Source organism: Pseudomonas sp. 5P_3.1_Bac2, assembly GCF_025465995.1.
GTDB lineage: Bacteria > Pseudomonadota > Gammaproteobacteria > Pseudomonadales > Pseudomonadaceae > Aquipseudomonas.
On the sequence record NZ_JANLNY010000030.1, the window covers coordinates 344,926 to 371,266 of the forward strand.

Here is a 26,341-nt window from a genome sequence, read left to right on the forward strand (position 1 = left end):
ATCACTCTCTATTTCCTGGACTGGGCCTTTTAGGCGCGCCGTTTAGCCTTGCGGTGTGGGCTTAAGGGCGAATCTCGATCAGTGTGCCGTCTTTGACCAAGCTCCAGACTTCACGCATGTCGGTGTTCTTCATGGCGATGCAGCCTTCGGTCCAGTCCAGGGTGTTGAAGTACCACTCTGGGTATTCTTCATCCAGCGGCGTGCCGTGGATCATGATCATGCTGCCGGCGGAAACCCCTTTGGCACGGGCGCGGGCTTGGTCACGGGCATTGGGGTAAGAGACATGCATGGCGAGGTTGAACTTGTCGCTGTTCTTGCGCCAATCCAGCCAATAAAAGCCTTCCGGGGTGCGTTTGTCGCCTTCGCGCTCTTTCGCGCCGTTGGGCTGCTTACCGAGGGAAATACGGTAAGTCTTCAGCGTGTCGCCACGGCTGATCAGGTGCAATTGACGTTCGGATTTAACCACCAGCACCTTGTCGATGGTCTTGCCATCGAGGCTCGCGGTGCTGCTGGCGTGGGCATGCAAAGCAGTGGTCAGGCAAAGGAAGATAAACAGCCAACGCATGGTCGAATCCGCAAGTCAGGGAGTGTGGTTGAAGTGGGCACGCAGCTCGGTCAGAGACTCTAGGCGCAGCGGATACTGCTGGCTCAGGCGGTCAGCGAAGAAGCATTCTAAAGTACGCCCAATGGTCGGGAAAGCCAGCTCTGACCAGGGGATTTGCGCCTGGCTAAACAGCTTAACCTCAAGGCTTTCTTCGCCAGCGGCAAAATCCAGGTCGCGTAACTGGGCGCGGAAGAACAAATGCACCTGATGGATATGGGGCAGATCAAACAGGTTATACAGCTGCAAGTTGTCGACCCGGGCACAGGCTTCTTCAGCGGTTTCACGGGCGGCGGCTTGGGCTACGGTTTCGCCGTTTTCCATAAAACCTGCTGGTAGGGTCCAGTAGCCGCGGCGCGGTTCAATGGCGCGGCGGCACAGTAGCACTTGCTCACCCCAAACGGGCAGGCAGCCGGCAATGATTTTCGGATTGTCGTAAAAGACCTGATGACACTGCTCACAGCTGTAGCGCAAACGGCTGTCGCCGGGCGGGATCGTCTGTGTGATGGGGGCGCTACAGTTGCTGCAGAACTTCATGCGGGCACCTTTGTTTGAGGTGCCTATCTTGGCCGGCCAGCGCCTGCTCGACAAGGGTTGAGCAGGCTTGGCTGATTGCCGCGCGACTTAGTTGGCGATATGGGCGAGCAAGGCATCGCTCAGCGGCTTGGCTTGGGCGCCGAGCAGTACGTGGCAGATACCGTGATCCAGGTAGCTAATCCCTAGGGCGCCGAGGGCCGAGAGTTGCGCGGTGTTGATCCGCTTAATATCGGTAAGGCGCAGGCGCATGCGGGTTATGGCGACGTGCTCAATCAGCTGCACATTGTCGCTGCCGCCCAAAGCGCTCAGCCACTTATCCAATAAGGCTGGTTCTAGCTCAGACTGGCGGACTTGCGGCAGCGGCGCTGCTGCAACCACGACTTCGCTCTGCGGCACGGCCGGTACCGGTGCTGGAAGGTCGTTGGGCAGTGCTTGGCGGATCTTATCCGCCAGGCTATCGGCTTGCGGACCTACCACCACTTGCAAGCTGCCGCTGGTGCCAGGCTTAACCACGGCCATGGCGCCTAAGGCTTTGAGCTGCTGCTCATTGGCAAGCTCGCGATCGGCCAGTTGCAGGCGCAGGCGGGTGGTGCAGGCATCGATCACGATCAGGTTCGCTGCACCGCCTAAGGCACTGATATAAGCCGCCGTGCGGTCGGCAGGAGTGGCAGCGCTGGCCGGCTCTTCATCGGGGCGTGGTTCCTGTACCTCGCGTCCCGGGGTGGAGAGGTTAAACCGGCGGATAAACTGATCAAATATCAGGTAGTACAGGCCGCCGTAGAGCAGGCCCAGCGGCAGCAGCATCCAGCCGTTATGGGACTTGCCCCAGCCCAAAGCCAGGTCGATGGCGCCACCGGAGAAGGTGAAGCCCAGGCGGATATTCAGCCAGTCGGTCAGCGCCATGGACAGCCCCGTGAGCAGGGCATGCACCAGATACAGCAGCGGTGCGAGGAACATAAAGGCAAATTCTACCGGCTCGGTCACGCCGGTTAAGAAGGATGTCAGCGCGGCTGACAGGAGCAAGCCGCCGGTGAGTTTGCGCCGTTCTGGCCGCGCGTTGCGATACATCGCCAGGCACGCCGCCGGCAGGCCAAACATCATCATCGGGAACATGCCGGCCATAAACTGCCCGCCCTTGGGGTCGCCAGCAAAGTAACGGGCCAGATCACCAGTGACCAAGCGCCCCGTCTCCGGGTCGGTAAAGCTGCCAAAGACAAACCACACCAGGTTATTGAGGATGTGGTGCAGGCCCGTGATGATCAGCAAGCGGTTCAGCGCGCCAAAGGCGAAGGCACCGATGCTGCCGCTGTCGAGCAGCAGTTGGCCCAGGCTGTTGATGCCATGTTGCAGCGGCGGCCAAATCAGCCCCAGCAGCAACCCCAGGCACAGCGTACAGAGGCCGGTGGCAATGGGCACAAAGCGGCGCCCGCCAAAAAACGCCAGATACTCGGGCAGCTTGATGTCTTTAAAGCGGTTGTACAGCGCACCGGCAGTAAGGCCGCTGATGATCCCGGCGAGCACGCCCATGTCGATGCTGGGGTCGATGGTTTTCAGTACCGCCAGCAGCACCAGATAACCAATGGCCCCTGCTAGCCCGGCGGTGCCGTTGTTATCGCGGGCAAAGCCGACAGCAATACCGATGGCAAAGATCAGGCCTAGGTTGGCCATGATCGCCGTACCGGCTTGGTGAATCAGCGCGATGTTGAGCAGATCGGTATCGCCTAAGCGCAGCAAGAGGCCGGCAATGGGCAAAATGGCGATGGGCAGCATTAGGGCGCGGCCGAGGCGTTGCAGACTATCCATAATCACGGGTGGCATGCGCATTCTCCTTATTAGTTATTACACCAGCGGCCAATAGCTGTGGCACTGTTCCCTGACTTGCGCGGCGCTGCTGAGGCTCAGTAGCGTCTGGCTGCGTTGCCGGCAGTCCGCAGCGTCGAGGGTACGGACTCGGGCTTTAAGTTCACCGATCAGGCCGGGCCCCACCGACAGCTCTTGCACGCCAAGGCCGATTAACACCGGGGTGGCTAAGGTGTCGGAGGCCAGTGCGCCACACACGCCGACCCAGCGTTGGTGCTTGGCCGCGGCGCTACAGGTCTGTTGGATCAGGCGCAGTAAGGCCGGGTGGAGAGCATCGATACGCGGCGCTAAACCGGCATGGCCGCGATCCATGGCGAGGGTGTATTGCGACAGGTCATTGGTGCCGATGGAGAAAAAGTCGGCATGCAGCGCCAGTTGATCCGCCAGCAAGGCCGCCGACGGCACTTCGATCATCACGCCCAGTTGCGGCAGCTGGCTGATGTTCAGTTCCGCGGCCAATTCTTCTAAGCGTTTACGGATGGCGATCAGCTCATCCACTTCGCTGACCATCGGCAGCAGGATGCGGCAGCGTTGCAATGGCTTAACTTTGAGCAGGGCGCGTAACTGCTGATCGAGCAGGGCCGGGCGGGCTTGGCCTAAGCGAATGCCGCGCAGGCCCAGCGCAGGGTTTTCTTCCACCGGCAGTGGCAGGTAACTCAGGTGTTTATCGCCGCCTACATCGATGGTGCGGATAATCACCGGCTGCGGGCTTATGGCATCCAACACGCTTTGGTAGGCCGCCTGTTGCTCGGTTTCATCAGGGGCGTATTGACGGTCGATAAAGAGAAACTCGGTGCGCAGCAAGCCAACGCCATCGGCGCCATTGCCCAAGGCTTCACTGGCCTCGTGGTGTGAAGCAACGTTGGCGGCGATTTCTATAGGCACGCCATCGCGGGTCAGGGCCGGCTCGTGGGCATGGTGTTGTTGCTGCTCGCGGCGCGCTTGGCGTTGCTGCTGGTAACTGAGCACTTGCTCTAGGCGTTGCGCGTTGGGGCTTAGTTCCAAGCGGCCGTTTTCTGCATCGAGCACCATGATCTGCCCGCTGTCTTGCTCCAGCAGTTGTGCCCCCAGCGCTACCACGCAGGGCAGGCCACGGCTGCGGGCAAGAATGGCGACGTGGGAGGTGGGTCCGCCTTCGGCCATGCAAATGCCGGCGACGCCGCTTTCGAGCAGTGGGCCGAGGTCCGAGGGGGTGATCTCATGGGCGGCGACAATCGCGCCGGGGCTGATTTGCAGCGCGTCGTGCTGGTTGAGCAGCACGCGCAGTATGCGTTTTTCCAGATCGCTGAGGTCGTTGGCGCGCTCTGCCAGCAGCGGGTTGTTGAGGCTACGCAAGATGTTGCGCTGGGCCTCAATCGCGCGGTGCCAGGCATGGGGCGCGGAGATGCCCTGATCGATCAGCAGGTCGGCGGCATCCAGCAGGCTCGGGTCTTCAAGCAGGGCTTGGTGGGCGGCGAAGATCGCGGCTTCGGCTTCATCATCGCGTAGTTCCGCTTGCACTTGGTTGGCCTGGACGTCGCGGCGCACCTGTTGCAAAGCCTGGTCGAGGGCGAGGTGTTGCTCGTGTGGGTTGTGTTCGCCGTGATCCTCGCTCAACTCGATGCTGCCCAGCAGAGTCAGCGGCCCACTGACCAGCCCCGGCGAGGCGCACACACCACTGAGACTGCCGGCCACCGGTTGCGCCTTAACCGGTAGCGCAATGCTGGTGGGTGGCAGGTTGGGGGCGCTGTCATGGGCGGTGCCGATGGCGTCGAGCAGGGCGGCTAAGGCTTGCTGACAATCGGCGCCGCGGCAGATCACCTCGACCTCTTCGCCCTCTGCCACGCCTAAGCCCATGATGCCCAGCAGGCTGTCGAGGCTGGTTTGCTGTCCGGCAAAGTGCAGTTCGCAGCTGCTGCTAAAGCCTTGCGCGGTTTTACGTAATAAGGCGGCAGGGCGGGCGTGCAGGCCGCCGCTATGGGCAACACGGGCATGCCCTTGGGCTTGTGGCTGGGGGACGCTGGCTTGGGCTTGCGCTTCAGGCCGCTCGAGGGTGTCGTCGAGTGGGCTGAGCATCAGTACTGGGGTGCCGAGGGTGACCGTTTGCGTGGTCATGGGCCGCACCTGCCAGCCCTCGGCGTTGTTGACCACCATCACGGTGATCAGGCTTTTGCAGCGCTGCGCTACCCGATCCAGATCAAAGCACAGCAAGGCTTGCCCTTCGATTACCCGCTCACCCGGTTCGACCAGCACGGAAAAACCTTCGCCTTGCAATTGCACCGTGTCGAGGCCGACGTGCAGCAGAATCTCGACCCCGTTATTGGCGCGGATGCCGATAGCGTGGCGGGTCCGGGCGATATGGCTGATCACGCCGGCGCAAGGGGCGTGCAGACGGTTGCTGGTGGGGTCGATAGCGATCCCTTCGCCCATGGCATTGCTGGCGAAGACCGGGTCGGGAACACGGTTTAGGGGTAGCAGCGGGCCGTTCAGTGGCGCTTTAAGTGCCAAGTTCTTGTTGTACATGATGATGGCCTTAGTGAGTGCGAGTGACTTTGCTCAGGTGCCGCGGCTGATCCGGGTTCATGCCGCGGGCTTGGGCCAGATGCGCGGCCATGACGTAAAAACTTTGAATGGCCAAAATCGGGTCCAGCAGTGGGTGCGCGGCACGTTGTAAGGTGAGTTGGCGCTCGCGCACATCATCGGGAGCGGCCAGCAATACTTCGGCGCCGCGCTGGCGCATATCGGCGGCCAAAGCGAGCAAGCCGGCTTGCTCGGGGCCACGTGGGGCGAAGATCAGCAGGGGATAGTGGGCTTCGATCAATGCCATGGGGCCGTGGCGGACTTCGGCGCTGCTAAAGGCTTCGGCTTGAATGGCTGAGGTTTCTTTGAACTTCAGTGCGGCTTCCTGGGCAATCGCCAGGCCGGCGCCACGGCCAATCACCAGTAAGCGCTGACAATCGCGCAGTCTGTGGCTGGCCAGACTCCAGTCGAGGGTGCTGGCGCTGTGCAGGTCATCCGCCAGACCTGCACCAGCGTCCAGTAGCGCCGCGTCGCCTTGCCAGTGGGCGAGCAGGCGCACGGCGGCGGTGAGACTGGCCACAAAGCTTTTAGTCGCCGCCACACTGCGCTCGGCGCCAGCGCCTAACGGCAGGGCGAACTCACTGACCGCTGCCAGGGGCGAGTCGGGTGCATTGACCAAGGCCACGCTGGTGGCGCCGTGTTCACGCAGGCCGCGCAAGGTGTCGACCAAATCGGGGCTTTGCCCGGACTGCGAGAAGGCAAAAGCGGCTTGGCCGCGCACTTGCAGCGGGGCGTTGTGCAGGGTCAGAAGCGACATTGGCAGCGACAGCGTCGGCAAGCCCAAGAGCTGCATGCACAGGTAAGCGAAGTAGCTGGAGGCGTGATCCGAGCTGCCGCGTGCCACCGTCAAGGCCAGCTGTGGAGGCTGTTGACGCAAGCGCTCAACCAAGGACGGTAGCTGTTGATCGAGGATCTTGAGTTGCTGGCGCACGACATCGGCGCAGGACAGCGTTTCTTCAAGCATGAGAGAGGTCAAGGCGAGGTTCCTTCCACAATGACGCGTTGTACTTCGAGGTTTCTATCCAGTTGCACCACATCCGCCCAAGCGCCCACGGCCAGGCGCCCACGATCCGTCAGGCCGAGGTAGTCGGCAGGGAATTGCGCCAGGCGCTGCGCGGCTTCGGCCAAGGGCAAGCCGATCTGCACCAGATTGCGCAGGGCTTGGTCCATGGTCAGGGTGCTGCCGGCTAAGGTGCCGTCGGCCAGGCGCACGCCGCCTAGGCATTTGCTCACGGTATGGCTACCCAGCTGGTAGTCGCCGTCGGGCATGCCGGTAGCGGCGGTGGAGTCGGTGACGCAGTACAAGCAGGGGATGGCGCGCAGGGCGACCTTGATCGCGCCGGGGTGGACATGCAGCAGGTCCGGGATCAGCTCGGCATAGCGTGCGTGGGCTAGGGCGGCGCCGACTATGCCCGGCTCGCGGTGATGCAGGCCGGTCATGGCGTTATACAGGTGGGTAAAGCCGCTGGCGCCAGCTTCCAGTGCCGCCACGCCATCTTCGTAACTGCCCAAGCTGTGACCGATTTGCAGGCGAATGCCGCGTTGGCTGAGGGCGCGAATCAGTGGCAGGTGGCCGGCCATTTCCGGGGCGATGGTGATGATGCGGATCGGCGCGCGGCGCAGATGCTCATCCACTTCGGCAAGCAAGGCGGTGTGGGCAAAGTTAGGTTGGGCGCCGAGTTTGCCGGGGTTGATATAAGGCCCCTCGAGGTGCACACCGAGCACCCGGGCGCCATCTTCCAGGGGCAAGTCGCAGTAGTCACCGAGTTCGGCCAGCACGCTGGCGATCTCGATATTCGGCGCGGTCATGGTGGTGGCCAGCAGCGAGGTGGTACCAAAGCGCCGATGGGTGCGGGCGATGGTGGCAAAGGCGCTGCTGCCTTCCATGATGTCGCGGCCACCGCCGCCATGTACGTGCAGGTCGATAAAGCCCGGCAGCAGATAGGGCGCGTTGTTGCTGGCCGGGTCGCATGGATGGCCGTCGATCTGGGCGATGCGGCCATGGGCCAAATGCAGACGGCCCAACACCCAGCCATTGGCTGTGAGGATATTGCCTTCGAGCATGGGAGGCTCCGTGGAGGTCAGCGTCGCAGTTCGGCGACGAAGTCGTAGTAGTCGTTACGGCAGTAGGTGTCGGTCAGCTCGATGGGCGTGTTGCCGTCGAGGTAACCAATACGGGTCATCAACAGCATCGCGGTGCCGGGAGCGATGCCCACCAGTTCGGCATCGTCAGCGCTGGCGTTGATTGCGCGGATGTGCTGCAAGGCGCGCACCACCGGGCGGTTGATGCTGTCGAGGTGCTCATAAAGGGAGTCGCCCACGGCCTGTGGGTTAGGCAGTAAGCGCGTGGGAATCGTGCTGCGTTCAATCGCCATCACCATGCCGTCGGCTTTGCGCAGGCGGTGCAGGCGGGTGACTTTTTCGGTGGGCGAGAGGCCTAGGCGGATCACCTCTTCATGGCTGGGGCGGTCGATATAACGCTCCAGCCAGGTTGAACTGGGGGTTAAGCCTTTTTGCCGGAGCATCTCGCTAAAGCTGGAGAGGCGTGACAGCGGTTGCTCTAAGCGCGGACTGATATAGGTGCCGGAGCCTTGGTTGCGGCGGATCAGACCTTGCTCCAGCAGGACTTCCATCGCCTTGCGCGCGGTCACCCGGGAAATTTTCAGGCCTTCGCTCAGGCAGCGTTCCGAGGGCAGCGCTTGGTCGACTTGCCATTGGCCGCTGTGGATGGCGTTTTCTAGGTTGCGCGCCAGTTGCAGGTACAGCGGGGTGGGCTGTGCTTCATCGGGGCGCAGGGTCAACAGCAAGTCCAGTGCGTGTTTCATGCAGTGCGTCCATGGCAGGGCGAATGAGCGGAGTGCCGGGAAATTAATACCACCTAAATACCATGTCAATAACACTTTTTTGTCTCTTAAAGCAGGTATTAAGACAGGCTTTTTTGACGCGTTTATTAGCTAAGAAAGGCTTCTATCTCAAGTGTTTGAGCCCTATATAAAAATCAGGATTGTTAGACGAGGATGTGCCGGCTTGGGCGGGGCTTGATCGAGCAAGTGGTATTAATGTGGTCTGATGGCAAATGTTTGCCGATTGGCTGGCGCTGGGTTTTAGCGATACGCCTCTTTAAACCAGGTCGATACGTGCTTTGCAGCAGGGCAGGGGCTGGATATTTGGGCTTGGCACGCTTTCGTGCGATTATCCGCGCCAGCCTAATTCACTGAGAATGCCATGCTGGACGAGTTGCTCCTGCGCATGCGCGGATATACCCCGCGCCTGTTGCCGCCCGCTGATGCCTATCCAGAAGCCGCTGTGCTGGTGCCGATCACCCGCAGTGATGAGCCCGAAGTGGTGCTGACCCTGCGCGCCGATGGCTTATCCACCCACAGCGGTGAAGTGGCATTCCCTGGCGGTCGCCGCGATGCCGAGGACGTCGATCTGATCCGCACCGCTCTGCGTGAAGCACAAGAAGAAATCGGCCTGCCTCCTGGTTTGGTCGAGGTGGTCGGGCCGCTGAGTACGTTGATCTCGCGCCATGGCATTCAGGTCACGCCCTATGTGGGGGTGGTGCCTGATTTCGTCGAGTACGAGGCCAATGATGGGGAGATTGCCGCGGTATTTAGCGTGCCGCTGGCGTTCTTTCGCGACGATCCGCGCGAAACCACGCACCGTATCGATTACCTGGGCAAGAGCTTCTATGTGCCCAGCTACCGTTATGGCGAATACAAGATATGGGGGCTGACCGCGATCATGTTGGTTGAGCTCATCAATCTGGTGTTCGATGACGTCAATATCGATCTGCATCAGCCGCCCGAGCACTTTATTAAGCTCAATTGAGCCACGTCTGAGGAGCCAATCATGAAGTACAGCCTGGGGCAGTCCCGCGTTGAATGCCATGCCGAGAGTTGGGTTGCACCCAATGCCACCCTGGTCGGCAAAGTTAAGTTGGAGCAGGGCGCCAGTGTTTGGTTTAACGCGGTGCTACGTGGCGATAACGAGCTGATTACGATCGGTGAGAACAGCAACGTGCAGGACGGCAGCGTGCTGCATACCGATATGGGCTTCCCGCTGACCCTCGGCAAGGGCGTCACCATTGGCCATAAAGTCATGCTGCATGGCTGCACGGTGGATGACTACAGCCTGATTGGCATCAACGCGGTGATCCTCAACGGCGCGAAAATCGGCAAATACTGCATCATCGGCGCCAATACCCTGATTGCCGAGGGCAAAGAAATCCCCGATGGTTCGCTGGTGATGGGCTCCCCTGGCAAGGTCGTGCGTGAGCTGACTGATGCGCAAAAGAAGATGCTTGAAGCCAGTGCTGCCCACTATGTGCATAACGCCCAGCGCTATGCCCGCGAACTCACCCCGCAGGACGATTAATGGAACAGTCACGCCCCGTCGCTTCGCCTTGCGTGCATGTGTGTGCGTTGGACGATGCTGATATTTGTCTTGGCTGCCAGCGCTCGGTCGCCGAGATCAGCCGCTGGAATCAAATGGACAACACTGAGCGGCGCGCCGTGCTGCAACGCTGTTATGAGCGTGCTCAGGCCCAAGGTATTTTGCTGTAACCCCATCCTTTATTGATTAGTTTGAGGAGTCGCCATGCCCCGTATTGGAACCCCTTTATCGTCGAGCGCCACCCGTGTGCTGCTGTGTGGCTCGGGCGAGCTGGGTAAAGAAGTGGTGATCGAGCTGCAACGCCTGGGGGTAGAGGTGATTGCCGTGGATCGTTACGCCAATGCGCCGGCCATGCAGGTGGCCCATCGCAGCCATGTGATCAATATGCTCGATGGCGACGCCCTGCGTGCGGTGATCGAGTTGGAAAAACCGCAGTACATTGTTCCGGAAATCGAAGCCATCGCCACGGCTACTCTGGTTGAGCTGGAAAACGAGGGCTACACCGTGATCCCCAGCGCCCGCGCTGCGCAGCTGACCATGAACCGCGAGGGGATTCGGCGTCTGGCTGCTGAAGAGCTGGGCCTGCCGACTTCGCCATACCGCTTCGCCGACTCCTTCGAGCAGTGCCAGGCCGCCGTGCAAGAGATTGGCTTCCCGTGCCTGATCAAGCCGATCATGAGCTCCTCGGGCAAAGGTCAGTCCGTGCTGAAAAGCATCGACGACCTGCAAGCCGCATGGGATTACGCGCAAGCCGGCGGTCGCGCTGGCAAAGGCCGGGTGATCGTCGAGGGCTTTATCGACTTCGATTACGAAATTGCCTTGCTTACCGTGCGCCACAGCGGCGGCACCACCTTCTGTGCGCCGGTTGGCCACCGTCAGGTCAAAGGCGATTACCAGGAATCCTGGCAGCCGCAGGCCATGACCCCGCAAGCCCAGGCTGAGGCCGAGCGTATCGCTCTGGCAGTGACCGGCGCCTTGGGTGGTCGCGGTCTGTTTGGCGTGGAGCTGTTTGTGAAGGGCGATCAGGTGTGGTTCTGCGAGATTTCGCCGCGTCCCCACGACACCGGTTTGGTTACCCTGATTTCGCAAGATCTGTCTGAGTTTGCCCTGCATGCGCGGGCCATTCTCGGTCTGCCGATCCCGGTGATTCGCCAGTTCGGTCCATCCGCCTCGGCGGTGGTGCTGGTGGAAGGCGAGTCGACTCAGGTCAGCTTCGGCAACCTCGGTGCGGCTCTGGCTGAGCCAGACACCATGCTGCGCTTGTTCGGTAAGCCCGAAGTCAGCGGTCAGCGCCGCATGGGCGTGGCCCTGGCGCGTGATGAGTCGCTTGAGGCGGCCCGCGCCAAAGCTACGCGTGCGGCCCAAGCCGTCACCATCGAGCTGTAATGCCGGCGCGCCAAGCGCTTAAAGGCTCAGGACTTAAAGCCTGGGCCTGGTGGTTGGGGTTGCTGGTGTTGGCCCCCGTCGCCTTGCCGCTGGCGCTACATACCCGTCGTCATGCACTGCGCCTGCCGCCTGCGGCAGGTCCGCAGCAGGGCGTGGCGGGAGCGCAGTTCGTGGCGAAGCCGCTGCGACTATTATTGCTGGGGGAGTCGACCATCGCCGGAGTGGGCGTTGCCAGTCAGGCGGATGCCCTCGCTGGGCAGCTGGCCGCGGCTTTGGCCGTGCGCTGCGGACGGCCAGTGCATTGGCAGGCGCTGGGCGAAAACGGCATCACCGCCGCGCAAGCGCAGCAGCGTCTGCTACCCCAGGTGTTAAGGCAGCCGGTTGATCTGGCTGTGCTGGCCTTGGGCGTCAACGACAGCAGTCATTTATCTTCTTTGCACAGCTGGTGCCAGGCCCAGGCGGGTATGGCGCAAGCGTTGCAGCAGCAGGGCGCGCGCGTGGCTTTTTGTGCGGTGCCGCCGCTTGAGCATTTCACCGCCTTGCCCTGGTTGCTGCGGCGCTTATTAGGCGCCCGGGCCAGGTTGCTGGATGGCTGCTTAGGGCGTGTGGCCGGGCAGTTAGGTGCCAGTCACCATCCGCTTCAGCTGGAATTTACCGCCGAGTTTCTCGCCGAGGATGGCTATCACCCCTCGGTCTTAGGCTATCGGGTATGGGCGCAAGCGTTGGCGGCTGAGCTGGGCTTAGAAGAGTTGCGCTAGCGCTCAGGCCAAGGATTGGACTTGGCCTGATAGGACAGGGCTTAGATATGCAGGATAAATTCGCGCACCAGCTTACTGCCGAAGTAGGCCAGCATCAGCAGGCAGAAGCCGGCTAGGGTCCAGCGAATCGCCTTGTGTCCGCGCCAGCCGAGCTGATGGCGGCCCCACAGCAGCACGGCAAACAGAATCCACGCAAACAGCGAGAAGAAGGTCTTGTGCACCAGGTGTTGAGCGAACAAGTCCTGCACGAATAGCGCGCCAGACACCAGCGACAGGGTCAGGGTCAGCCAGCCACCCCAAAGGAAACCAAACATCAGGCTTTCCATGGTTTGTAGTGGCGGGAAGTTTTTGATCAGTCGCGATGGGCGTTTGTGCTTGAGCTGGTAGTCCTGCAAGAGCACTAGCAAGGACTGGAAGACGGCGATGGTCAGCAGTCCATAAGCGGTCAGCGACAGCAGAATGTGGGCGAGGATGCCGGGCTCTTCATCGATGATCTGAGAGGTGCCGGTGGGCATAAACTCAGCCAGCAGCACGGTGATCACGCCTAGCGGCAGCATAAAGATCAGCAGGTTTTCCACGGGGATGCGGATGCACGCTATGAGCGTGAGGAAAATCACTGCGGCGGCGACCAAGCTGGCGGCATTGAAGAAGTCCAGTGCCAGCACGCTGCCCGTAAACATCTGGTGCCAGAGGCTGCCAACGTGCAGCAGCAGACCGAGGGTGGCGAGGCTGATCAGCAGGGTGCGGTGAACGTTGCTGCCCTGATTCAGGCGCAGACCTTGATAGAGTGCGGCACCGGCATAAAGGCAGGCGGCGGCGAGGCTGGGGAGCATTGGCTGCATATTTATTAGCAAAATTACCCGGGAAAACAGCAGTGTGGCATACAACCGCGACGCCACGAAAGCGTCAGGCGGTGTCGGTGTGCGGCAGTCTTCGCTATAATCCGCGACCTGTTGCAAGACCACCCTCGGCTCCCGTGAGCCTGAAAGGAACACGCATGTTCGAAAATTTGACCGACCGCCTCTCGCAGACCCTGCGTAATGTCACTGGCAAAGCCAAGCTCAGTGAAGACAACATCAAGGACACTTTGCGTGAAGTGCGCATGGCCTTGCTGGAAGCCGACGTGGCGTTGCCGGTGGTCAAGGACTTCGTCAATAAGGTCAAAGACCGTGCGGTCGGCACCGAGGTGTCGAAAAGCCTGACTCCAGGCCAAGCCTTCGTCAAAGTGGTGCGTGCCGAGCTGGAAGAGCTGATGGGCGCAGCCAACGAAGATCTCGCGCTTAACGCCGCACCGCCAGCGGTGGTGCTGATGGCCGGTCTGCAAGGTGCGGGTAAAACCACCACCGTGGGCAAGCTGGCGCGCTTCCTGAAAGAGCGTAAGAAGAAGTCGGTGTTGGTGGTTTCGGCCGACGTTTACCGTCCGGCAGCGATCAAGCAGTTGGAAACCCTGGCCAACGATATCGGCGTGACCTTCTTCCCGTCCGATATCAGCCAGAAGCCGGTGGCCATCGCCGAGGCGGCGATTAAAGAAGCCAAGCTCAAGTTTATCGACGTGGTGCTGGTGGATACCGCCGGTCGCTTGGCCATCGACGCCGAGATGATGGCTGAGATCCAGGCCCTGCACGCGGCGATCAAGCCGGTCGAGACGCTGTTCGTGGTCGATGCCATGACCGGTCAGGACGCCGCCAATACCGCCAAAGCTTTTAACGAGGCGCTGCCGCTTACCGGCGTGGTGCTGACCAAAGTCGATGGCGACGCTCGTGGCGGTGCTGCGCTGTCGGTACGTCATATCACCGGTAAGCCGATCAAGTTTATCGGTATGGGTGAGAAGACCGAGGCGCTGGAGCCATTCCATCCGGATCGGATCGCCTCGCGCATCCTTGGCATGGGTGACGTGCTCAGTCTGATCGAACAGGCTGAGCAGACCCTGGACCGGGAAAAAGCCGAGAAACTCAGCAAGAAGCTGAAGAAGGGCAAGGGCTTCGATCTCGAAGACTTCCGCGATCAGCTGCAGCAAATGAAAAACATGGGCGGCTTAGGCGGCCTGATGGACAAGTTGCCGCAACTGGGCGGCATGAACATGGCGCAAATGGGCAATGCCCAGGGCGCCGCGGAGAAGCAGTTCAAGCAAATGGAGGCCATCATTAATTCGATGACCCCGGCTGAACGACGCGATCCGGACATCATCAGCGGTTCGCGCAAGCGCCGCATTGCCTTGGGCTCCGGCACTCAGGTGCAGGACATTGGCCGCTTGATCAAGCAGCACAAACAAATGCAGAAGATGATGAAGAAATTCACTGCCAAAGGCGGGATGGCGAAAATGATGCGCGGCATTGGTGGCATGATGCCGGGCGGCCTACCCAAGATGTAATAGGCAGTAATAAGGGTTGCAGGCCGTGCTGGGGAGACTTGATCAGCATGGCTTACAGCTTGTACCGACCGGCGGCTTGAAAAAGAAATTTGCAAAAAGCCGGATAATCCTTAGAATATGCGGCCTTTCGGGCCTAGTGCCCTATGCTTGCATTTCAGTTTTGCAGCACCGACTACAGGAACGAAGTTCAATGGTAACCATCCGTCTTGCCCGTGGCGGCTCCAAAAAGCGCCCATTTTACCACCTGACCGTGACCAACAGCCGCAATCCTCGCGATGGCCGCTTCGTTGAGCGCATTGGCTTCTTCAACCCGATCGCTTCGGGTGCAGAAGTTAAACTGTCCGTGAACCAAGAGCGTGCCGCTTACTGGCTCGGCCAAGGTGCACAGCCGTCTGAGCGCGTTGCTCAGCTGCTGAAGGAAGCTGCTAAGGCTGCAGCCTAAGCATTATGAGCATGACGCCAGCCCCCACCGAGGACCTCGTGGTTCTCGGTAAGATTGTTTCGGTGCATGGCGTGAAAGGGGATGTGAAGGTCTATTCCTTTACCGAACCCTTGACCAACGTGCTCAATTATCCTCGCTGGACGCTTAAGCGTGACGGTGAGGTTAAGCAAGTTGAAGTAGCCAGTGGACGTTTGCAAGGCAAAGTCCTGGTAGCCAAACTCAAGGGTTTGGATGATCGCGAAATCGCCCGTACTTACGCCGGTTTTGAGATTTGCGTCCCCCGTGACGCCCTGCCAGATCTAAGCGATGGCGACTACTACTGGTATCAGTTGGAAGGTCTTAAGGTTATCGATCAAGCAGGGCAACTGCTCGGCAAAATCGATCACTTGTTTGAGACCGGCGCCAACGATGTGATGGTGGTTAAGCCCTGTCTCGACAGCCTGGATGACCGCGAGCGCTTGTTGCCCTATACCGAGCAATGTGTGCTTTCGATTGATCTGGCCGCTGGCGAAATGCGGGTGGACTGGGACGCGGACTTCTAAGCCTGATGCCAAATCTGCGCGTTGAAGTCATCACGCTGTTTCCGGAAATGTTCTCCGCCATCAGTGAATACGGCATTACCAGCCGAGCGGTAAAGCAGGGCTTGTTGCAACTGACCTGCTGGAATCCGCGCAACTACACCAGTGACCGGCACCACACTGTGGATGATCGGCCATTTGGCGGTGGTCCTGGCATGGTGATGAAGATCAAGCCGCTGGAAGACGCTTTGCTTGAGGCGAAGCAGGCAACCGGTGGTGCGGGCAAGGTGATTTACCTTTCTCCGCAAGGTCGCCCGCTGACTCAGTCAGCAGTACGCGAACTGGCCAATGAGGACGCTTTAATCCTGATTGCCGGCCGCTACGAAGGCATTGATGAGCGCTTTATCGAAGCGCATGTCGATGAAGAATGGTCGATTGGGGATTACGTCCTGTCTGGCGGTGAGCTGCCAGCTATGGTGCTGATCGACGCGGTAACGCGCCTCTTGCCTGGTGCATTGGGTCATGCCGATTCGGCCGAGGAAGACTCCTTTACGGATGGCTTGCTCGACTGTCCGCACTACACACGCCCGGAGGTGTATGCGGATAAACGTGTTCCCGAGGTGCTGCTTAGCGGCAACCATGAACACATCCGGCGCTGGCGTTTACAGCAGTCCTTAGGTAGGACCTGGGAACGACGCGCTGATCTTCTGGAAAGCCGCTCGCTTTCTGGAGAAGAACACAAGCTGCTGGAGGAATACATCCGCCAGCGGGACGATAGTTAACGTATCGATGACCGGCCAAAGGCCCGTCTTAGGAGCGCAGCATGACCAACAAAATCATTCAGCAGATCGAAGCTGAACAGATGAGCAAAGAGATCCCGACTTTTGCTCCGGGTGACACTGTTATTGTTCAAGTGAAAGTGAAAGAAGGCGACCGTCAGCGTCTGCAGGCTTTCGAAGGCGTTGTTATCGCCAAGCGTAACCGCGGTCTGAACAGTGCTTTCACTGTTCGTAAGATCTCCAGCGGTGTTGGCGTTGAGCGTACTTTCCAGACTTACAGCCCGCTGGTTGACAGCCTGACTGTTAAGCGCCGCGGTGACGTGCGTAAAGCCAAGCTGTACTATCTGCGTGACCTGTCCGGTAAAGCAGCGCGCATCAAGGAAAAACTCAGCTAAGTCTGATTTTTCTGAAAAAAGCAGCCTAAGGGCTGCTTTTTGCGTTTCTGGGCAGGGTGTTTTTTGTTTGGCTTACGTGTCCTTCGTGCGTGAATACAACGACAACAACCGGCACCGCACCGTGGCCCCTCATTCGATATTTGCAGGTGCAGTGCTATGACCCCCAGAGAGCAAGAGATTCAGCGGCGCAGTGAGTTGTCGGAAACCCGCGTGACCAAGGCGGTGTTTCCGCCGACCACCAACCACCACAACACCCTGTTTGGTGGCACCGCGTTGGCCTGGATGGATGAAGTGTCGTTTATCGCGGCCACTCGTTTTTGCCGCTTGCCGTTGGTGACGGTGTCCACCGACCGCATTGATTTCAATCACCCGATTGCCGCCGGCTCCATCGTCGAGTTGATCGGCCGCGTGGTCAAAGTTGGCAACACCAGCCTTAAGGTCGAGGTGCAAGTGTTTGTCGAGAGCATGCACAGCGATGGCCGGGAGAAGGCTATCCACGGGGTGTTCAGCTTTGTCGCCATCGACGCCGATAAGCGTCCGGTGCCGGTGCTGCCAGGCTTCCCAGCTTAGTGCCTGAGCTAACGCCAGCTTGCGGCTGGCGTTAGCGGCGGGGGTTATGGCGCTGGCGGCTGAATCAGGGCTAACAGTGTCCAGCCCGCGTTTGGTTGCAGTTGACTGTCGCTACTGAGCACATGCACCCAGCCACTGGTGTCGCGGGCGAACAGAAGGGTCGCGCGCTCACCGTGCAGGGCCTGGTAGTCCTGCCAGGTGAAGCCTTCGGTCAGCGTGGTGCTGTAAAACTCCGCGCCTTGGGCGAGTAAGCTGGCCAGCTTGCTGTAACTCAGGCTGTCGTTACCCAACAGCTTGCCGCGATGTTTATGGCTGGTGCGGTGCTTGTCGCTGCGCCGGCTTTCTTGGCTATTGGCCAGGCTAAACAGGCGCTGATCACCGAAGTCGTGGCGAAAGCGCATCACGGCCAGGGTGTTCAGCTCGCCTGAAGGCGACAGCGCCAACAGATGGCCCAGACCAATCAAATCCAAATGCGCATCGGCGTGCTGCGAGGCGGGGTTGCCGAAGTAGGTCGGCAGGCCCTCCATGCGCGCGGCGCTGATGTTTTCCCAGCTGGAGTCGGTGAGCAGAACGCGGCTGCCCAGTTGCTGCAAGGCTTTGCCGATCTGCCGTGCCGGACTATTTGCGCCGACGATCAGGAAGCCGCTGGGGGCGGGCTCTGCGACCTTGAGCAGACGGGCGATAGGCCGGGCGGTGGCGCTCTGCAACACCACGGTGCCGATGATGACAGCGAAGGTCAGGGGCACCAGCAGCAGCGCGCCTTCATAGCCTGCTTCATCCAGGCGAATGGCGAAGATCGCCGACACCGCCGCGGCGACGATGCCCCGTGGGGCGATCCAGGCCAGCAGGGCGCGCTCACGCCAGTTGAGGTTGGAGCCGGCAGTGGAGATCAGAATATTCAGCGGGCGGGCGATCAGTTGAATCACCAGCAGCAGAATCAATACCAGTGGCCCCAAGGCCAGCATGGCGCTTAGGTCCAGCCGCGCGGCGAGGAGGATAAACAGCCCGGAGATCAGCAAGACGCTGAGGTTCTCCTTGAAGTGCAGGATGTGGCGCACATCGACGCCGCGCATATTGGCCAGCCACATGCCCATCAGGGTCACGGCAAGCAGACCGGACTCATGCATGATTTGGTTGGAGCCGATAAAAATCCCCAGCACCGCCGCCAGCGCAGCGAGGTTATGCAGGTATTCCGGCAGCCATTGGCGGCGCAGCACCACGCCCAGCAACCAGCCACCGGCAATGCCCAGCAGCGTGCCGCAGGCAATCACTCCGGCGAACACCAGCAGGCTGTGCTTGAGCCCTTCGCCCGAGGCGCTGGCGATAATAAAGCTGTACACCACCACGGCCAGCAACGCGCCGATGGGGTCGATGACGATGCCTTCCCAGCGCAGGATATTGGCAATCGAGGCGCGCGGACGGACTACCCGCAGCATGGGCACGATCACCGTCGGCCCGGTGACCAGGGTCAGGGTGCCCAGCAGCAGCGCCAACAGCCAGTCAAAGCCGAGCAGCCAGTGGGTGGCCAGGGTGATCACCACCCAGGTGGACAGCGCGCCAATGGTCACTAGGCGATGCACCACGCTGCCAATCTCGCGCCACTGCGAAAGGTGCAGGGTCAGACTGCCTTCGAACAGAATCAAGGCTACGGACAGCGACACCAATGGCATCAGCAGTGGGCCGAACAGCTCCTGCGGATTGAGCCAGCCCAAGACGGGGCCGGCGAGAATGCCGCTTAGCAGCAAAAACAAAATCGCCGGCAGCTTCAGGCGCCAAGCCAGCCATTGGCAGGCGAGGGCGGCCAGTCCGATACCGCCAAAGGCCAATAGAATCTGAGTCTCGTTCATTAATGCTCCTGTTCCTTGTCTGAGCGGGCTATGAAAGACTAGTCAGCCGCTAGTCGGTTCACTGAATTATTTGCGTTTTGCCTTCACCGCCGGTTTGAGAATCTATGTCCGCCCTTGACCATCCCCTGATCGATCGCTTCCTTGAGGCTCTGTGGCTGGAGAAAGGCTTGTCGGCCCACACCCGCGTGGCCTACCGCAGCGACCTGGCGTTATTTAATGGCTGGCTGGATGAGCGCGGCGTGCAGTTGCCCAGCGCTGGCCGTGATGTGCTGCTCGACCATTTGGCCTGGCGCCTGAACGCCGGCTACAAAGCGCGCTCTACCGCGCGATTGTTATCAGGTTTGCGTGGCTTTTACCGTTACCTGCTGCGCGAAGGGCTGATTCAGCTTGATCCAACCCTGCAAGTGGATTTGCCGCAAATCGGCCGGCCACTGCCCAAGTCGCTATCTGAGGCCGATGTGGAGGCGTTGCTGGCGGCGCCGGACCTGGATGACCCCATTGGCCTGCGTGATCGCGCCATGCTCGAAGTTTTGTATGCCTGTGGCTTGCGCGTCAGTGAGCTGATCGGCCTGACCCTCGAGCAGGTCAACCTGCGTCAGGGTGTACTGCGCGTTTACGGCAAAGGCAGCAAGGAGCGCTTGGTGCCGCTGGGCGAGGAAGCGATTAACTGGATTGAGCGCTACAGCCGCGAGGCCCGCGGATTTTTACTCGCTGGCCGGCCCAGTGATGTGCTGTTTCCCAGTAATCGTGGCGAGCAAATGACCCGGCAGACCTTCTGGCACCGCATCAAGCATCAGGCGCAGGTGGCTGGGATCAGCAAAAGTCTGTCGCCGCATACCTTGCGCCATGCTTTTGCCACTCATTTGCTCAACCATGGCGCCGATTTACGGGTGGTGCAGATGCTTTTGGGCCACAGTGATTTGTCGACCACGCAGATCTATACCCATATCGCCCGCGCGCGTCTGCAAGAGCTGCACGCGCAGCACCATCCACGCGGCTGAATCGCCCGGTGGCCGCTCGCTGTGGTCGGTGTGGGCGGCCTTATATGGTAGGCTGTGGCAAATTTTTCCCACGCGTCCGTAGTTATAGGAGTTGGTATGGGTTTCAAGCGCATTGTTATGACGTTGGCCATCGGCCTGGCCAGCCATAGTGTCTTCGCCGCTGACGCGGGTGACGCTATCCGCAGCACCTTGAAAGCACTGGATCCGGAGATGACCATCGAGGCTATCGCCGAGGCGCCGATGCCAGGTGTTTACCAAATCGAATTGACCGGTGGCCGCCAGCTGTACTCCAGCGCCGATGGCAAGTTCTTGCTGCAGGGCAACCTGTATCAGATCAAAGACGGCAAGGCGGTCAACCTCACCGAAGGCGCGGAAATGCGCGGTGTGGCCAAGCTGATCAACGCCATCCCCGCCTCGGAAATGGTGGTGTTCGCCGGCGACAAGCCGAAGACCCATATCACGGTCTTCACTGATACCGACTGCGGCTACTGCCAGAAGCTGCACAGCGAAGTGAGCGAGCTCAATAAACTGGGCGTTGAAGTGCGTTATGTGGCCTTCCCGCGTCAGGGCCTGAACAGCCCAGCGGCCAAAGAACTGGCCAACGTCTGGTGCGCCAAAGACCGCCAAGCGGCCATGACCCGCGCCAAGACCCAGAAGGGCGTGCCGGATGCCACTTGCGATAACCCAGTGGCCAAGCAGTACAACCTCGGTCTGTCCTTGGGCGTGAGCGGCACGCCGGCGATCATTCTGGCTAATGGCAAGATGATTCCAGGCTACCAGCCTGCACCAATCCTGGCCAAAGTCGCTTTGGAAGCCAATTAAGCCCACGCCGGGTTGATTGACTATCAAACAGCCGCTTCGTAATGTGCGGCTCTTTCTTCTTGGCCGCAGCTTGCTGCGGCCGTTTTATGCAGTGCAGATGGGGAGTTCAGTGTGAAACCGGTCAAAGTAGGCATCTGTGGGTTAGGCACCGTCGGTGGCGGTACCTTTAACGTGCTTAAGCGCAACGCTGAGGAAATTGCTCGGCGTGCTGGGCGCAGCATTGAAGTGGCGCAAATTGCGCTGCGTTCGGCCAACCCTCAGTGCGACATTACCGGTATTAGCACCACCAGCGATGTATTCGAGCTGGTCAACAACCCTGAAATCGACATCGTGATTGAGCTGATTGGCGGCTACACCCTGGCCAAAGATCTGGTGCTCAAAGCCATCGAAAACGGCAAACACGTGGTCACTGCCAACAAGGCGCTGATCGCCGTGCACGGCAATGAAATTTTCGCTAAAGCCCGCGAGAAGCGCGTTATCGTGGCCTTCGAAGCGGCAGTGGCCGGCGGTATTCCGGTGATCAAGGCGATCCGTGAAGGCCTGGCGGCAAACCGCATCAACTGGCTGGCCGGGATCATCAACGGCACCGGTAACTTTATCCTCAGCGAAATGCGTGAGAAGGGCCGTACCTTTGACGACGTGCTGGCCGAAGCCCAAGCCCTGGGTTACGCCGAAGCCGACCCGACTTTCGACGTGGAAGGCATCGACGCGGCGCACAAGCTGACCATCCTGGCCTCCATCGCCTTTGGTATTCCGCTGCAATTCGCCAAGGCCTACACCGAAGGCATCACCAAGCTGACCACCGCTGACGTCAACTACGCCGAAGCGCTGGGCTATCGCATCAAGCACCTGGGTGTGGCACGTCGCACCGAGGCCGGTATCGAACTGCGCGTACACCCGACGCTGATCCCGGCGGATCGCCTGATCGCCAACGTCAATGGCGTGATGAACGCGGTGATGGTCAATGGCGACGCTGCTGGCAGCACCCTGTATTACGGTGCCGGCGCCGGCATGGAGCCGACGGCTTCGTCGGTGGTGGCGGATTTGGTTGATGTGGTTCGCGCCCTGACCAGCGACCCAACCAACCGCGTCCCGCACCTGGCCTTCCAGCCGGATTCCTTGTCCGATCACCCGATCCTGCCGATCGAGGCTTGCGAGAGCGCCTATTACCTGCGCATCCAGGCCAAAGACCATCCGGGCGTGCTGGCGCAAGTAGCGAGCATCCTCTCGGCCCGTGGCATCAACATCGAGTCGATCATGCAGAAGGAAGTCGAGGAGCAGGACGGTCTGGTGCCGATGATCCTGGTCACTCACCGTGTGGTTGAAGCGCAAATCAACGAGGCGATTGCTGCCTTGGAAGCGCTGGATGATGTGGTCGGCAGCGTGGTGCGCATCCGCGTCGAGCAGCTGAACTAATCCCTAGTTGGCCGCTGTTGTGCGCAGCAGCGGCTTTACCCGATTCGAATCGAAGGTTTGTCCCATGCGTTATATCAGTACCCGTGGCCAGGCTCCGGCCCTGAATTTCGAAGACGTCCTGCTCGCCGGTTTGGCCAGTGATGGCGGCCTGTACGTACCTGAAAACCTGCCGCGCTTCACCCAAGAAGAGATCGCCTCCTGGGCCGGCCTGCCGTACCACGAGCTGGCCTTTAAAGTGATGCGCCCGTTTGTGACCGGCAGCATCCCGGATGCCGACTTCAAGAAGATCCTTGAAGACACCTACGGCGTATTCGCCCACAACGCGGTGGCGCCGCTGCGTCAGCTCAACGGCAACGAGTGGGTGCTGGAGCTGTTCCACGGGCCAACCTTGGCTTTTAAAGATTTCGCCCTGCAGCTGCTCGGCCGCTTGCTCGACTACGTATTGGCCAAGCGCAATGAGCGCGTGGTGATCATGGGCGCCACCAGCGGTGACACCGGCTCGGCGGCCATCGAAGGCTGCAAGGCTTGTGAGAACGTCGACATCTTCATCATGCACCCGCACAACCGGGTGTCTGAAGTGCAGCGCCGGCAGATGACCACCATCCTGGGCGACAACATCCATAACATCGCCATCGAAGGTAACTTCGATGACTGCCAAGAGATGGTCAAGGCCAGCTTCGCTGACCAGGGCTTCCTCAAGGGCACGCGCTTGGTGGCGGTGAACTCGATCAACTGGGCGCGGATCATGGCCCAGATCGTTTATTACTTCCACGCGGCCCTGCAGCTGGGCGGCCCGGCGCGCTCCATCGCGTTCTCGGTGCCGACCGGCAACTTCGGCGACATCTTCGCCGGTTACCTGGCGCGCAACATGGGCCTGCCGATCAGCCAGCTGATCGTGGCGACCAACCGCAACGACATCCTGCACCGCTTTATGAGCGGCAATCAGTATGTGAAGGACACCCTGCACCCGACCCTGTCGCCGTCGATGGACATCATGGTCTCGTCCAACTTCGAGCGCCTGCTGTTCGACCTGCACGGTCGCAACGGCGCAGCGATTGCCGGGCTGATGGATACCTTCAAGCAAGGTGGCGGTTTCAGCGTGGAGCAAGACCGTTGGAGCGAAGCGCGCAAGCTGTTCGACTCCCTGGCCGTGGACGACGAGCAAACCTGCGCCACCATCGCTCAGGTTTACCAAGAGTGCGGTGAGCTGCTCGACCCGCACACCGCCATTGGCGTGCACGCGGCTCGCGAGTGCCGCCGTAGCCTGAGCACGCCGATGGTGGTGCTGGGCACGGCGCACCCGGTGAAATTCCCGGAAGCAGTCGAGAAGGCCGGCATCGCTGCCGTACCGGCACTGCCTGCGCACCTGAGCGATCTGTTCGAGCGCCCAGAGCGTTGCACCGTACTGGCCAACGACCTGAAAACCGTGCAGGGCTTTGTCGCTCAGCATGGCAATCGCGGTAAGCCGCTGTAAGGCTTAGCTTGCGTTAAACAAACCCGCCTATATGGCGGGTTTGTTGTTTCTGCGCGCAATAAAACCGCGCGGAGGCAGCTTTACGCCGGTTGTTGTCCGCCATCGCTCTGTTTTGCCGGACGCCTGTGCCATTGAATAAGCCCTGCCGATTTTTAATCAGTGTAGGAGCTGCGTTATGGCGAAGTCCGCGAGTGCCCGCTTGATCGCGGCCGTGTTGGCGGTGGGGTTCTGGGTGATGTTTTTATCCAGCGCGATCAAGGGCCTGTACCAGGTGTACTTCGTTGATCTGAGTGCGCACTTCGGCGGCAGCCGTTCGGATATGGCCTTGGCCGGCAGTTTGTTTGTGCTCAGTATCGGTTTGCTGTCGCCTGTGGTCGGCGCCCTGAGCGATCGCTGTGGGCCGTTGTGGACGGTGGCCTTCGGCAGTTTTTGTGCCGGGGTGATGCTGCTGGGCGTTAGTTACTGGCCGCACAGTCAACTGCTGTTTGTGTTGCTGTATGGCCTGCTCGGTGCCTTCGCCTTGACTGCCATGAGCTTTGTGCCGATGGGGATTTTGGTCGACCGCATGGTGCAGTCGCGTAGCAAAGCGCTGGCCTTTGCCGTGGTCAGTAACGGCACGGCGATTGGTTTTATTGTGCTGTCACCGCTGTGGATCTGGTTGCAGCAGTGGCTGGCGTGGCCTGTGTTGTTTAACCGGGTGGGTTGGCTGTTTTTGCTGCCCTTGACCTTGGCCCTGAGCTGGGTGGCGTGGCGCGTGCCATTGCTGGCGCAAGCCGAGCCGACCCCTGCGCCTGGCGTTCTGTGGCAGTTAGGTAAGGACCCACGGCTGTATTGGCTGGCCCTGAGCTTTTTTAGCTGCGGAGCGAGCATGGCGTTTATCGATGTGCATTTGCTGCCGTATTGGCAGGGCAATGGCGTGCCGCCCTCGGTGCAGGCCAGTGGCTTAAGCCTGCTCGGTGTGCTGGAGCTGGGCAGCGGTTTGCTGGCCGGCTGGTTGGCCACACGTTTTAACAAGGCTGGGCTGCTGGCCGGTTTTTATCTGCTGCGCTGCGCCGCCGTGCTGGTGTTGTTAGCCTCGCCCACGCCTTACAAGGTATACCTGTTTGCCTTGCTGTTTGGTGCCAGTTACTTGGGCACCGTGGTGCTGACCTCGGCGTTTTGTTTCGATCTATTCGGCGCTCGCAACAAAGGTCAGGTGTTCGGCCTGCTGTTTCTAGTCCACCAACTGGGGGCTCTGACGCTGACCCAGCTGGCCGCGCTGGACTTTGATCGGCATCAAAACTACCAACTGAGCATCAGTCTGCTGGCCGGGCTGACCTTGGCCGCCGCCGGTTTTGCCCTATGCATGCTACCCAGTGCCCGAGGCGTGGCGAAGAGGGTCGAACAATGAGGCTATTATGCCGCTGACGTTGGCTGTGGCTGCGCTGGCGCTGCTGTGCACTGCTCTGAGTTTATGGGGCGTGGCGGCCAAGCTGGATCTGCGCTGTGTGCTGAGTGCGGGGTTCGGCCTGCTGCTGGTGCTCGTCGTGCTGCTCTGGCTAAGCGCCGAGGCGCCGCTGGCTGCCAGCCTATGGCAGGTGCAGCACGCCGGGCCGCTGCTGCATTGTCACTAGCTGCGGCTAAGGCTATTGCGGTACTGCAAGGGCGTCAGGGCCATCTCTTTGCGCCAGGCTTGGCGCAGGGCGTGGCTGCTGGCAAAACCGCAGCGCTCGGCCAACAGTTCAATGGCGATACGCCGTTGGCTGAGCAGCAGTTTGGCCTGCTCGATACGCAGTTGGCGTAGGTAGGTGTGCAGGGTAATGCCGGTATTGCTGCGAAACAGCCGGGCCAAGTGGCGATAGCTGAGGTTAAAGCGGTTGGCTAACTCTTCGACGGTCAGTGGCTGGCAAAACTGCTCATCCAGATAGTCCTGCACCTGATGAATCAGCGGATGGATATGGTTACGCGTCAGCTCGCGACTGCTCAGTTGCGGGTCGTTGTCGGCGCGGCGGCGGTAGATCACCAAGTCCTGGGCAACACGCTCAGCCTGCTGGCGACCGAGTTTTTCGGCGATCACATGCAGGCTCAGATCAATGCCGGTGGATACGCCCGCGGAGCTGTACAGCTCGCCGTCCTGCACAAACAGGTGGTTGCTCAGTACCTTGGCGTGCGGATAAAGCTGCTGCAGTTGAGCCACATAGGCGTGGTGGGTGGTGCACTGCTTGTGATCGAGTAAGCCGGCCTGGCCTAAGACAAAGGCGCCGGTGCACACCGAGCAAATGGTTAACCCTGCGGTGCTGCCAGCCACCTGCTTTAGCCACAAGGCCGCTTGATGTAAAGCGGCTTGGGTTGGCGCGTCATCGAGCAGCTTATGGCCTATGACAAACAGCCAGTCACCCGCTGCCAATTGTGCCGGCAAGGGTTCCAGGCCTGCGAGACTGAGGTTCTGGAAACAGTTGATCTGGCTGCTCACGGCAATGCAGCGGGTTTTCAGTGGCGCCAGACCTAACTCGGCGCAACTGGCCATGGCTTGCAGCGGCCCGGCCAAGTCGAGGATGTGGGTATTGGGCAATAACAGAAACCACACAGTGCGCATCCAGCACTCCTCGGACTCGGTCGTTTTACTCAGAC

General features: G+C 60.3%; 27 protein-coding genes. 17 read left to right on the forward strand and 10 right to left on the reverse strand.

The genetic code is table 11. The features are described from left to right. Positions 1-61: 61 nt before the first annotated feature. The 7 genes from NTD81_RS20945 to NTD81_RS20975 all read right to left on the reverse strand — a co-directional run bounded on the left by NTD81_RS20945 (position 62) and on the right by NTD81_RS20975 (position 8,382). Positions 62-565 (reverse strand): murein L,D-transpeptidase family protein, encoded by a 504-nt coding sequence (locus NTD81_RS20945; protein ID WP_262184684.1) that lies wholly within the window; start codon positions 563-565, stop codon positions 62-64. A gap of 15 nt (positions 566-580) precedes the next feature. After that, positions 581-1,138, reverse strand: coding sequence for an NUDIX hydrolase (locus NTD81_RS20950; RefSeq protein WP_262184685.1), 558 nt, complete (start codon positions 1,136-1,138; stop codon positions 581-583). 87 nt (positions 1,139-1,225) lie between these two features. Then, a complete protein-coding gene (gene nagE, locus NTD81_RS20955; RefSeq protein ID WP_262184686.1) occupies positions 1,226-2,956 on the reverse strand; it encodes an N-acetylglucosamine-specific PTS transporter subunit IIBC in 1,731 nt (576 codons plus the stop codon). Between the two features lie 21 nt (positions 2,957-2,977). After that, positions 2,978-5,500 (reverse strand): phosphoenolpyruvate--protein phosphotransferase, encoded by a 2,523-nt coding sequence (gene ptsP / locus NTD81_RS20960; protein WP_262184687.1) that lies wholly within the window; start codon positions 5,498-5,500, stop codon positions 2,978-2,980. A 10-nt stretch (positions 5,501-5,510) separates the two neighbouring features. Then, a complete protein-coding gene (locus NTD81_RS20965; RefSeq protein WP_262184688.1) occupies positions 5,511-6,533 on the reverse strand; it encodes an SIS domain-containing protein in 1,023 nt (340 codons plus the stop codon). Continuing rightward, on the reverse strand, positions 6,530-7,621 hold the full coding sequence (gene nagA / locus NTD81_RS20970) for an N-acetylglucosamine-6-phosphate deacetylase (RefSeq protein WP_262184689.1): 1,092 nt from the start codon (positions 7,619-7,621) through the stop codon (positions 6,530-6,532). Before nagA ends, NTD81_RS20965 begins: the two co-directional genes overlap by 4 nt. A gap of 17 nt (positions 7,622-7,638) precedes the next feature. Next, complete coding sequence (locus NTD81_RS20975; RefSeq protein WP_262184690.1) at positions 7,639-8,382, reverse strand: GntR family transcriptional regulator; 744 nt, start codon at positions 8,380-8,382, stop codon at positions 7,639-7,641. A gap of 400 nt (positions 8,383-8,782) precedes the next feature. Between NTD81_RS20975 and NTD81_RS20980 the strand changes: the two genes are divergently transcribed. Genes NTD81_RS20980 through NTD81_RS21000 form a run of 5 tightly spaced genes read left to right on the forward strand, consistent with a single transcriptional unit; the run spans position 8,783 to position 12,096 of the window. Further along, positions 8,783-9,388 (forward strand): CoA pyrophosphatase, encoded by a 606-nt coding sequence (locus tag NTD81_RS20980; protein WP_262184691.1) that lies wholly within the window; start codon positions 8,783-8,785, stop codon positions 9,386-9,388. 21 nt (positions 9,389-9,409) lie between these two features. After that, positions 9,410-9,934, forward strand: coding sequence for a gamma carbonic anhydrase family protein (locus NTD81_RS20985; protein WP_262184692.1), 525 nt, complete (start codon positions 9,410-9,412; stop codon positions 9,932-9,934). After that, positions 9,934-10,122 carry a DUF1289 domain-containing protein gene (locus NTD81_RS20990; protein ID WP_262184693.1) on the forward strand — a complete coding sequence of 63 codons (189 nt, stop codon included), beginning with the start codon at positions 9,934-9,936 and terminating at the stop codon, positions 10,120-10,122. Before NTD81_RS20985 ends, NTD81_RS20990 begins: the two co-directional genes overlap by 1 nt. A 34-nt stretch (positions 10,123-10,156) precedes the next feature. Further along, positions 10,157-11,338, forward strand: coding sequence for a formate-dependent phosphoribosylglycinamide formyltransferase (gene purT, locus NTD81_RS20995; protein ID WP_262184694.1), 1,182 nt, complete (start codon positions 10,157-10,159; stop codon positions 11,336-11,338). Then, positions 11,338-12,096, forward strand: coding sequence for an SGNH/GDSL hydrolase family protein (locus NTD81_RS21000; RefSeq protein WP_262184695.1), 759 nt, complete (start codon positions 11,338-11,340; stop codon positions 12,094-12,096). Before purT ends, NTD81_RS21000 begins: the two co-directional genes overlap by 1 nt. Positions 12,097-12,137: 41 nt before the next feature. Here the strand turns inward: NTD81_RS21000 and NTD81_RS21005 are convergent, their stop codons facing one another. Beyond that, complete coding sequence (locus tag NTD81_RS21005; protein ID WP_262184696.1) at positions 12,138-12,938, reverse strand: inner membrane protein YpjD; 801 nt, start codon at positions 12,936-12,938, stop codon at positions 12,138-12,140. Between the two features lie 155 nt (positions 12,939-13,093). Between NTD81_RS21005 and ffh the strand changes: the two genes are divergently transcribed. From ffh to NTD81_RS21035, 6 genes are all read left to right on the forward strand, one after another. Next, the gene (gene ffh, locus NTD81_RS21010; RefSeq protein WP_262184697.1) at positions 13,094-14,467 is read left to right on the forward strand and encodes a signal recognition particle protein; all 1,374 of its coding nucleotides are present in this window, start codon (positions 13,094-13,096) and stop codon (positions 14,465-14,467) included. A gap of 190 nt (positions 14,468-14,657) precedes the next feature. Next, a complete protein-coding gene (gene rpsP / locus NTD81_RS21015) occupies positions 14,658-14,909 on the forward strand; it encodes a 30S ribosomal protein S16 (protein WP_262184785.1) in 252 nt (83 codons plus the stop codon). A gap of 5 nt (positions 14,910-14,914) precedes the next feature. Continuing rightward, positions 14,915-15,451 (forward strand): ribosome maturation factor RimM, encoded by a 537-nt coding sequence (gene rimM, locus NTD81_RS21020; protein WP_262184698.1) that lies wholly within the window; start codon positions 14,915-14,917, stop codon positions 15,449-15,451. A 5-nt stretch (positions 15,452-15,456) separates the two neighbouring features. Continuing rightward, on the forward strand, positions 15,457-16,209 hold the full coding sequence (trmD, locus tag NTD81_RS21025) for a tRNA (guanosine(37)-N1)-methyltransferase TrmD (protein ID WP_262184699.1): 753 nt from the start codon (positions 15,457-15,459) through the stop codon (positions 16,207-16,209). 41 nt (positions 16,210-16,250) lie between these two features. Then, positions 16,251-16,601 carry a 50S ribosomal protein L19 gene (gene rplS, locus NTD81_RS21030; protein ID WP_262184700.1) on the forward strand — a complete coding sequence of 117 codons (351 nt, stop codon included), beginning with the start codon at positions 16,251-16,253 and terminating at the stop codon, positions 16,599-16,601. Positions 16,602-16,757: 156 nt separating this feature from the next. After that, positions 16,758-17,171: an acyl-CoA thioesterase gene (locus NTD81_RS21035; protein WP_262184701.1), complete on the forward strand. Its 414-nt coding sequence runs from the start codon at positions 16,758-16,760 to the stop codon at positions 17,169-17,171. A gap of 44 nt (positions 17,172-17,215) precedes the next feature. Here NTD81_RS21035 and NTD81_RS21040 read toward each other — a convergent pair whose 3' ends face one another. Next, positions 17,216-19,018, reverse strand: a complete 1,803-nt coding sequence (locus NTD81_RS21040) for a cation:proton antiporter (protein ID WP_262184702.1) — start codon at positions 19,016-19,018, stop codon at positions 17,216-17,218. A gap of 104 nt (positions 19,019-19,122) precedes the next feature. On the opposite strand from NTD81_RS21040, the gene xerD reads away from it, so the two are divergent. The 6 genes from xerD (at position 19,123) to NTD81_RS21070 (ending at position 25,344) form a co-directional block, all read left to right on the forward strand. Next, on the forward strand, positions 19,123-20,019 hold the full coding sequence (gene xerD, locus NTD81_RS21045) for a site-specific tyrosine recombinase XerD (RefSeq protein ID WP_262184703.1): 897 nt from the start codon (positions 19,123-19,125) through the stop codon (positions 20,017-20,019). Between the two features lie 96 nt (positions 20,020-20,115). Beyond that, positions 20,116-20,841 (forward strand): thioredoxin fold domain-containing protein, encoded by a 726-nt coding sequence (locus NTD81_RS21050; protein WP_262184704.1) that lies wholly within the window; start codon positions 20,116-20,118, stop codon positions 20,839-20,841. A gap of 111 nt (positions 20,842-20,952) precedes the next feature. Further along, the gene (locus tag NTD81_RS21055; protein WP_262184705.1) at positions 20,953-22,257 is read left to right on the forward strand and encodes a homoserine dehydrogenase; all 1,305 of its coding nucleotides are present in this window, start codon (positions 20,953-20,955) and stop codon (positions 22,255-22,257) included. A gap of 64 nt (positions 22,258-22,321) precedes the next feature. After that, on the forward strand, positions 22,322-23,731 hold the full coding sequence (thrC, locus tag NTD81_RS21060; protein WP_262184706.1) for a threonine synthase: 1,410 nt from the start codon (positions 22,322-22,324) through the stop codon (positions 23,729-23,731). 175 nt (positions 23,732-23,906) lie between these two features. Beyond that, positions 23,907-25,121, forward strand: a complete 1,215-nt coding sequence (locus NTD81_RS21065) for an MFS transporter (protein WP_262184707.1) — start codon at positions 23,907-23,909, stop codon at positions 25,119-25,121. 7 nt (positions 25,122-25,128) lie between these two features. Beyond that, positions 25,129-25,344: a hypothetical protein gene (locus tag NTD81_RS21070; RefSeq protein ID WP_262184708.1), complete on the forward strand. Its 216-nt coding sequence runs from the start codon at positions 25,129-25,131 to the stop codon at positions 25,342-25,344. Here NTD81_RS21070 and NTD81_RS21075 read toward each other — a convergent pair. Continuing rightward, a complete protein-coding gene (locus NTD81_RS21075; protein ID WP_262184709.1) occupies positions 25,341-26,306 on the reverse strand; it encodes a GlxA family transcriptional regulator in 966 nt (321 codons plus the stop codon). The two genes, NTD81_RS21070 and NTD81_RS21075, sit on opposite strands and share 4 nt — an antisense overlap. Positions 26,307-26,341 lie beyond the last annotated feature (35 nt).